At 69.0% G+C, this 8,075-nt stretch carries 9 protein-coding genes; all 9 read left to right on the plus strand.

Going from position 1 to position 8,075, the window contains the following annotated elements; genetic code table 11:
- The first annotated feature begins 67 nt into the window (after positions 1 to 67).
- The 9 genes from ACFVYN_RS40620 (at position 68) to ACFVYN_RS40660 (ending at position 7,881) form a co-directional block, all read left to right on the plus strand.
- Entirely contained in the window at positions 68 to 712 is a 645-nt protein-coding gene (locus tag ACFVYN_RS40620; protein ID WP_390007806.1) for an HAD family hydrolase, read from the plus strand.
- Positions 713 to 781: 69 nt separating this feature from the next.
- Positions 782 to 1,465, plus strand: a complete 684-nt coding sequence (locus tag ACFVYN_RS40625; protein WP_390007808.1) for a VC0807 family protein — start codon at positions 782 to 784, stop codon at positions 1,463 to 1,465.
- Positions 1,466 to 1,531: 66 nt separating this feature from the next.
- On the plus strand, positions 1,532 to 2,743 hold the full coding sequence (locus tag ACFVYN_RS40630) for an MFS transporter (RefSeq protein WP_390007810.1): 1,212 nt from the start codon (positions 1,532 to 1,534) through the stop codon (positions 2,741 to 2,743).
- Positions 2,694 to 3,866, plus strand: coding sequence for an acetoin utilization protein AcuC (locus ACFVYN_RS40635; protein WP_390007813.1), 1,173 nt, complete (start codon positions 2,694 to 2,696; stop codon positions 3,864 to 3,866). The genes ACFVYN_RS40630 and ACFVYN_RS40635 overlap by 50 nt, the downstream gene beginning before the upstream one ends.
- A gap of 214 nt (positions 3,867 to 4,080) precedes the next feature.
- The gene (locus tag ACFVYN_RS40640) at positions 4,081 to 4,896 is read left to right on the plus strand and encodes a phosphatase (RefSeq protein WP_390007815.1); all 816 of its coding nucleotides are present in this window, start codon (positions 4,081 to 4,083) and stop codon (positions 4,894 to 4,896) included.
- A gap of 129 nt (positions 4,897 to 5,025) precedes the next feature.
- On the plus strand, positions 5,026 to 5,235 hold the full coding sequence (locus tag ACFVYN_RS40645; protein ID WP_016437488.1) for a helix-turn-helix domain-containing protein: 210 nt from the start codon (positions 5,026 to 5,028) through the stop codon (positions 5,233 to 5,235).
- Between the two features lie 177 nt (positions 5,236 to 5,412).
- A complete protein-coding gene (locus ACFVYN_RS40650) occupies positions 5,413 to 5,511 on the plus strand; it encodes a 30S ribosomal protein bS22 (protein WP_003948845.1) in 99 nt (32 codons plus the stop codon).
- 238 nt (positions 5,512 to 5,749) lie between these two features.
- Positions 5,750 to 6,814: an NAD-dependent epimerase/dehydratase family protein gene (locus ACFVYN_RS40655; RefSeq protein WP_390007817.1), complete on the plus strand. Its 1,065-nt coding sequence runs from the start codon at positions 5,750 to 5,752 to the stop codon at positions 6,812 to 6,814.
- 14 nt (positions 6,815 to 6,828) lie between these two features.
- A complete protein-coding gene (locus tag ACFVYN_RS40660) occupies positions 6,829 to 7,881 on the plus strand; it encodes a lysophospholipid acyltransferase family protein (RefSeq protein WP_390007819.1) in 1,053 nt (350 codons plus the stop codon).
- The last annotated feature ends 194 nt before the right edge of the window (positions 7,882 to 8,075 follow it).

An 8,075-nucleotide genomic window follows, 5' to 3' on the forward strand; every position in this document is an offset into this window, starting at 1 on the left:
CGAACAATTTGTGAGAAAACCCCCGTGCCATTCGGCACGGGGGTTTTCTGCGTTTAGGGTCAATAGCATGCGCTATGACCTCGTCATCTTCGACAACGACGGCGTTCTTGTCGACAGTGAGCCGATCTCCAACCGGCACCTCGCCGCCTATCTGACGGAGCTCGGGCACCCGACCTCCTACGAGGACTCCATCCGGGACTACATGGGCTCCGCCATGCACCGGATCCATGACCTCGTCCTGGAGCGGACCGGGCAGCGGTTGCCGGCGGACTTCGACGATGTCTTCCACGCGAGGGTCTTCGCCGCGTTCGAGCGGGAGTTGAAGGCCGTGGACGGCGTCACCGGTGTCCTGGAGAAGCTGACGGCGGACGGGGTGCCGTACTGTGTCGCGTCCTCCGGGAGCCATGAGCGGATCCGGGTGGGGCACCGGGCGGCCGGGCTCGACCGGTGGTTCGAGGACGCGCGGATCTTCAGTTCGGAGGATGTGGGGCGGGGCAAGCCGGCGCCGGATCTGTTTCTGCATGCCGCCGAGCGGATGGGGGTCGAGCCCGGGCGGTGTGTGGTGGTCGAGGACAGTCCGCTGGGCGTACGGGCGGCCAACGCGGCGCGGATGGACGTGTACGGGTTCACCGCCATGACGCCCGCCGCGAAGCTCGCCGGAGCCACCCAACTCTTCTCCGACATGGGTGACTTGGTGGATCTGCTCGTCTGACATTTGTCATGCCGAGGCCCGGACGATCGTTTCTACCGGCACCCCCCGGCCGGGCGGGAAGCTGAGGGCATGACGACGAAGACGAACTCGAAGCGCGCGAACCTGGCTCCCCTGATCGTGGACGTGGCTGTGCCGATCGGGGCGTACTACCTGCTCAAGGACGGGCTCGGGATGAGCACGTTGATGGCACTGGGCCTCAGCAGTGTCGTCCCGGCCGTGCGGACCGGCTGGAGTGTGGTGAAGGAACGGACGGTCAACGGTCTCGCCGCCCTCATCCTCGTGGTCAACGTCGTGGGGCTGCTGCTCAGCTTCGTGGCCGGCGACCCCCGGCTGATGCTCGCCAAGGACAGCGGGGTCAGCAGTGTGATCGGGATCGGCATCCTCGTCTCCGTGGCGCTGGGGAGGCCGATGATGACGGCCGGGATGAAGCCCTGGCTGGTGAAGGGGATCGCGGAGCGGGAGGCCGCCTGGGTGCGGCTCCAGGACAAGTCGGCGGCCTTCCGGCGGGCCGAGCGTCGGTTCTCCGTGGTGTGGGGCGTCGTACTGCTGACGGAGTGCGTGGTGCGGGTCGTGGGGGCGTACACGCTGCCGGTGGACACGATGGTGTGGCTCGGGTCCGTGGTCATGGTCGCGTCGATGGCGGTGGCCTTCCTGGTCAGCGGGGCTATCGGGGCCGGCCCGATGGCCCGGATGCTGATCGCCGAGGCGAAGGCCGGCGCCCCCGCGCTGCCCGAGGTGGCCCTCGCCCGATAAAGCTGAGGGAAATTCATCTTTGGCTGGATCTACCCACGAGTACGCCGGGGCCCTACGCTCGCCGCCATGACAGATGTGCTGCGGCGCGGTAGGGCCTCGTTGGCGTTCAGCTTCTTCGCGCAAGGCGTCGCCTTCGCTCTGCTGGTGACACGCATCCCCGCGATCCAGGACCGGTACGGGGTCTCCGACGCGCTGCTGCCCGCCTTCCTGGCCGCCGTGCCCATCCTCGCCGGGGTCGGGAGTGTCTCGACCGAGCAGCTGGTGAAGCGAATACGGCCCAGCCGGCTGCTGCGGTTCGCCCAGCCCGTCGTGCTCCTGGCGCTGCTCGGGGTGGGGGCCGGGGACTCGACGCTCGAGCTGGGGGTCTCGCTCGGTGCCTTCGGACTCGCCGTCGGCATGCTCGACGCCTCGATGAACATGCTCGGGGTGAGTCTGCAACGGTCGTACGGGCGCAGCATCATGCTGAGCTTCCACGCGGTGTTCAGTCTCGGCGGGATCGTGGGGGCCTCGCTCGCCTGGGTCGGGGCGCACTGGCATCTCGCGCTGTTCGTGTCCTATCTGCCGGTCGTGGTGGTGCTGGTGCCGCTGTGCCTGGTGGGAAGCCGCTGGTACGTCGACGGGGACACCACGGGCGTGGAGGAGAAGCCCCAGGGCGGCGACGCCGTCGTCTTCAAGCTGCTGCTGCCGCTGTGTCTGGTGATGACCTTCGCCTATATCGGGGACTCCACCGTCTCCAACTGGAGCGCGAAGTACCTCAAGGACGTGCTCGGCAGCAGCGAGCAGGTGGCGACCGTGCCGTACAACGTCTACATGGTGACGACCCTGCTGGGGCGGGCGGTGGGGGACCTCGGGGTGCGGCGGTTCGGGGCGGCCGCGGTCGTGCGGCTGGGGGCGGTGGTGGCGGCCGGCGGGTTCGCGGTGGTGGCCGTGGCGCCCGGGCCGTGGGTGGGGATGCTCGGGTTCACGCTGCTGGGGATGGGGCTGTGTGTGCTGGTGCCGCAGACCTTCGCGGCGGCCGGGCGCTTGTTCCCGGGGGCGTCGGACGCGGCCATCGCGCGGCTCAATGTCTTCAACTACGTGGGATTTCTGGTCGGTTCGCCGTTGGTGGGGGCCCTGGGGGACGCGTGGAGCTATCGCGGGGCCATGCTCGTGCCGATGGTGTTGGTGCTGGTGACACTGGTGTACGCCAAGTCGTTCGAGGCTCAACCGGACCGATACGGTGGCGGGCATGAGCGGCCGCGCACAGCTGATGTGGGACGAGGCAGTAACGGGCTATGACTTCGGGCCGGACCATCCGATGGATCCGCTCCGGCTCGACCTGACCCGGCGACTGGTGGACGCCTTCGGGCTGGACCGGGACGTGGCCGTCGTGGCCGCGAAGGCGGCGGGCGAGTCGACGCTGCGGCTCGTGCACCGGGAGGACTACGTCGAGGCCGTGAAGGCGGCTTCCGTGGATCCCGGGGCGGCCGACCAGTCGTACGGGCTGGGGACGATGGACGATCCGGCCTTCGAGCGGATGCACGAGGTGTCCGCGCTGATCGCCGGGCAGTCGGTGGGCGCGGCGGAGGCCGTGTGGCGGGGGGACGTGCTGCACGCGGTGAACTTCGCGGGCGGGCTGCACCACGCGATGCCGGGCGGCGCTTCCGGCTTCTGCATCTACAACGACGCCGCGCTGGCCATCGCGCGGTTGCTGGAGCTGGGGGCGCGACGGGTCGCCTATGTGGATGTCGACGTGCATCACGGGGACGGGGTGCAGGCGGCGTTCTGGGAGGATCCGCGGGTGCTGACGATCTCCTTGCACGAGCATCCCCGAACACTGTTCCCGCAGACCGGGTGGCCGGAGGAGACGGGGGCGGACTCGGCCGAGGGCAGCGCCGTGAACGTGGCGTTGCCGGCGGGGACGGGGGACGCGGGGTGGTTGCGGGCGTTCCACGCCGTGGTCCCGGAGCTCATCGCCGACTTCCGGCCGGATGTGCTGGTGACGCAGCACGGGGCGGATACGCACTTCGAGGATCCGCTGGCTCATCTCGCGGTGTCGTTGGACGCGCAGCGGGCTGTGCAGGTGGCGTGTCATGAGCTGGCGCACGAGTACGCGGGCGGGAAGTGGATCGCGCTCGGCGGCGGGGGATACGCCGTGGTGGATGTCGTACCCCGGTCCTGGACGCATCTGGTGGCCATCGCCGCGGGGCGGCCGGTCGAGCCCGAGGCGATGATTCCCGAGGGGTGGCGGCAGGACGTGTTCGCCCGGACCCGGCAGTTGGCACCGGCGCGGATGACCGACGGGCGGTGGCCGGTGTCCTACGCGGAGTGGGACGCGGGATACGACCCCGCGGACCGGCTGGACCAGGCGGTGCTGGCCACTCGGCGGGCGGTGTTCCCGTTGCGGGGGTTGCTGGCGTAGGGCACCCAGGGATGTGCCGCGTCCGGTCGTCGGGTCTGCGGGTGCGTGGCTGGTCGTCGGGCGTCTGCGAGTGCGTTGTGGCTGGTCGTCGGGCGTCCGCGGGTTCGTTGTGGCTGGTTGCGCAGTTTCCCGCGCCCCTTGGGCGCTACTCCGACTGTGCGGTGTTTCCCCGTTCCCGTCCCCCTGACCCGCTCTCATCCGTCACCATCGCTCCGTGTTGAGCACCGGCGCCCTCCGCGCCCATCTGCTGGCCGCCCGTCTGGCCGGACCCGTGGCCACCTCCCGGGAGGAGAGTCTGCGGAGTTATCGGTTGTTCGCGGCTCGGGACCCGAGGGTGCTGATCGGACTCGACCCTGAATGGTCATGGAATGAGCGGGATCTGATCGGTCTCATGGCTGACAAGTGCGGGGTTTCGGGCAATCCCCGACACACAACCGGCCGTGATGTGATCGATCCCGAACGGACGCTCGTCGCGCTCGACGCCTTCGCGGACCGGCTCGCGGCAGTTGCCCAGCGCAGCGCGGCCGTGCTTCTCGGCACCGGCCATCCGCACCGACTGCTCGGGTTCTACGCCGCTCTCGCGGACGCCCTCTCGGCGGCGGGATGTACCGTCCTCACCCCTGCGCATGGTCGCCGTGTCGACATAACGACCCGGTTCGGTCTACGCACGTACAACCTTGAGTACGTACGAGGAGTCGCGCTCGTGCGAGAACGGGACGCGAAGCGCTCCGGTGGTGAGCCCGGCGCACACACGCATTCGCCGCTCCCGGTTCGTACCGCGCTGGCGGCCGTGGCGGAGAGCGGCGGCCCGCTTCCGGAGCTCGTGATCGGGGATCACGGGTGGGTCTGCGGGGCAGGTCAGCTGGGGTTCGAGGCCATGGGGCCCGCGGATACGGACGACCCCGCGCTCTTCGTGGGGGAGGCCGAGGGGGTCGTGTCCGTCGTCGTTCCACTTGATGACGGTGTGCGGTCCGATTACTACCGGCCGCTGACCCGCTACGTACTCAATCGAGCGTGTCTGTCACAGTAGGGCGCCGATGGGTGCACCTCTTCCCCACTTGCATCACCCGCCCCTACATTGGGGAGTGAGCACGCAGCGACGAAGAGTCACCGGAAGGGGAAGCCGGTGACCGTCGAGTGCGGAAGGTTCAGGTGTGTCATGGCTGCTGAGCAGAGGCCTCTGAGCGAGGTTCAGTTCCTTACCGTGGCGGAAGTCGCCTCGGTGATGCGAGTGTCGAAGATGACCGTGTACCGGCTGGTGCACAGCGGTCATCTGCCCGCGATCAGGGTGGGACGGTCCTTCCGTGTCCCCGAGAACGCGGTTCACGAGTACCTCCGCGAGAGCTATGTGGGGGTGGAGACAGCCTGACGGCGACCGGACTCGGGGAGGTTCCAAGGGGCCTCAGGGCACTCGTGGACCCCTGCCGGATCTCCCCGGTCCACCTCGATTACGACCTCAGCGCTCGGGCGGGTAGGCTAACCCCTCGTAGGTCGTGTGGGCCCATGATGCCCAGCACCGAGTGATGAGAAGTGAGCGAGGGTAGTCGTGGGCTCTGTTATCAAGAAGCGGCGCAAGCGGATGGCTAAGAAGAAGCACCGCAAGCTGCTCAAGCGCACGCGCGTTCAGCGTCGCAACAAGAAGTAGGCGACGCCGCGGAAGCGTGCGTGTGGCCCCCCACCCGTTACCGGTGGGGGGCCACACGTGTGTCAGGACGTGCGCGTGGGCCGGATGTCGTCACCTCACGCAGTGGGCGGTCATCACAGCGCAACATCGAACCGCTAAGTTGGCTGGACACGGGGAACGCGGCACAGGACTGGGGCTGTACGAGGCTGTACAAGGGCTGTACCAGAGCTGGACTACGGCTGGAAGGAAGGCGCTGATCTTGGGAAAGGTCGTGCTCGTTACCGGAGTGGCCCGACAGCTGGGGGGCCGGTTCGTACGACGCATACAGCGTGACCCGCAGGTGGACCGGGTGATCGCCGTGGACGCGGTGGCGCCGGAGCACCATCTGGGCGGTGCCGACTTCATCCAGGCGGACATCAGGCAGCCCGGCATCGCGCGGGTCCTGGCCGAGACGGCCGCCGACACGGTCGTACACCTGGACGTGACGGCGATGGCGCTCGGCAGTGGGAGCCGGACCACGGTCAAGGAGACCAACGTCATCGGCACCATGCAGCTGCTCGGTGCCTGCCAGAAGTCGCCGAACGTGCAGCGGCTCGTCGTGAAGTCCAGTACGAACGTGTACGGGTCCGCGCCCCGCGATCCCGCCGTGTTCACGGAGACCACCCCGCCCAAGTCCCTGCCCTCCGGCGGCTTCGCCAAGGACACGGTCGAGGTCGAGGGGTATGTACGGGGCTTCGCGCGGCGGCGCCCCGACGTGGCCGTGTGTGTGCTCAGGTTCGCCAACATCCTGGGACCGACGGCGGACACCCCGCTCGCCTCGTACTTCGCGCTGCCGGTGCTGCCGACCGTGCTCGGGTACGACCCGCGGCTGCAGTTCGTGCACGAGGACGACGTGATCGAGGTGCTCAGGATCGCCTCGCACGAACCGGTGCGGGGCACGCTCAACAGCGGCACCTTCAACATCGCGGGCGACGGGGTCCTGTTGCTGTCGCAGTGTTCGCGGCGGCTCGGCCGGCCCACCGTGCCCCTGCTGCTGCCGGCCGTCACCTGGGCCGGGTCGCTGGTGCGTACGCTGGGGATGACGGACTTCTCGCCCGAGCAGATCCGGCTGCTCACCCACGGCCGGGTCGTGTCGACGGTCCAGATGCGCGAGACGCTCGGATTCCGGCCGAAGTACACGACGGCCGAAACCTTCGCGGACTTCGCGCGCAGCCAGGGTCCCGGGCTGCTGCCGCCGGAGGCCCTCGAGAGGGCCGTCGACCGGATCGCCGCGCTGCCGCCGCTGGCCGGCAGCGGCCACCCCCCGACGCAGAGCGCCAACTGAGGAGCGCATCAACGATGGCGGACGCCAAGGTCATTCCGTTCGACGACGACCGGTCCCGCGCAGGCGCCGTACAGCGGCCGACGCGGCGCCGGAGCGCGGGGAGCCGGCGCAAGGGCAGCGAGCCCGGGCTGGTCCGTGAGGTCCAGCCCCTGCCCAGCGAGGCTTTTGCGCAGGATGATGTTCCCGTGACGCGTGAGGAACAGCCGCCGCAGCAGGCGAACGACGAGGGCGGCCTGGAGCGCCGCATCGCCGGGGGCCTCAGCTTCCTGCGCCGGCGGCTCACCGGGGACTACGAGGTCGACGACTTCGGCTACGACGAGGAACTCACCGACCAGGTCCTGATGTCCCTGCTGCGGCCGGTGTACGAGAAGTACTTCCGGGTCGAGGTGAAGGGCGTCGAGAACATCCCGGCGGAGGGCGGCGCGCTGATCGTCGCCAACCACTCCGGGACGCTGCCGCTGGACGGCCTGATGATGCAGGTCGCCGTCCACGACCACCACCCCGCGAACCGGCATCTGCGGCTGCTGGCGGCGGACCTGGTGTTCATGCTGCCGGTGGTCAACGAACTCGCCCGCAAGCTCGGCCACACCCTGGCCTGTGCGGAGGACGCCGAACGGCTGCTCGGGCAGGGCGAAGTGGTCGGTGTGATGCCGGAGGGCTTCAAGGGCATCGGCAAGCCCTTCAGCGAGCGCTACAAGCTCCAGCGGTTCGGCCGGGGCGGCTTCGTCTCCACGGCTCTGCGGCAGCGCACGCCGATCATTCCGTGCTCGATCGTCGGCGCGGAGGAGATCTACCCGATGATCGGCAACGCGAAGACGCTGGCCCGCGTCCTGGGCTTCCCGTACTTCCCGCTCACCCCGACCTTCCCGTGGCTGGGCCCGCTCGGCGCGGTACCGCTGCCGACGAAGTGGACGATCCAGTTCGGCGAGCCGATCCCCACGGACGGCTACCCGCCGGAGGCCGCCGAGGATCCGATGCTGATGTTCAACCTCACCGACCAGGTCAGGGAACAGATCCAGCACACGTTGTACAAACTGCTGGTGCAGCGGAGGTCGGTGTTCTTCTGAGTCGGCGTGGGGACTTCGCTGGCGGCGATGCGGGTCGTGGCCGCGAGGACGACCCCGCTGCGTGGAGCCGCTGGACGGAGTCCGGCGCAGCCGTGCGAAGCCTGCGCAGCAGTGCGAGGGCGGCAATGTGGATGGGTCGCGATGCTGATGTTCAACCTCACCGACCAGGTCAGGGAACAGATCCAGCACACGTT

This window comes from Streptomyces sp. NPDC058307 (genome assembly GCF_042880295.1).
Classification (GTDB): domain Bacteria; phylum Actinomycetota; class Actinomycetes; order Streptomycetales; family Streptomycetaceae; genus Streptomyces.

Bases quoted from the DNA above. Each gene is read 5' to 3' on its own strand.
- ACFVYN_RS40620 (WP_390007806.1), top strand. From the start codon at position 68: ATGCGCTATGACCTCGTCATCTTCGACAACGACGGCGTTCTTGTCGAC.
- ACFVYN_RS40625 (WP_390007808.1), top strand. From the start codon at position 782: ATGACGACGAAGACGAACTCGAAGCGCGCGAACCTGGCTCCCCTGATC.
- ACFVYN_RS40630 (WP_390007810.1), top strand. From the start codon at position 1,532: ATGACAGATGTGCTGCGGCGCGGTAGGGCCTCGTTGGCGTTCAGCTTC.
- ACFVYN_RS40635 (WP_390007813.1), top strand. From the start codon at position 2,694: ATGAGCGGCCGCGCACAGCTGATGTGGGACGAGGCAGTAACGGGCTAT.
- ACFVYN_RS40645 (WP_016437488.1), top strand. From the start codon at position 5,026: ATGGCTGCTGAGCAGAGGCCTCTGAGCGAGGTTCAGTTCCTTACCGTG.
- ACFVYN_RS40660 (WP_390007819.1), top strand. From the start codon at position 6,829: ATGGCGGACGCCAAGGTCATTCCGTTCGACGACGACCGGTCCCGCGCA.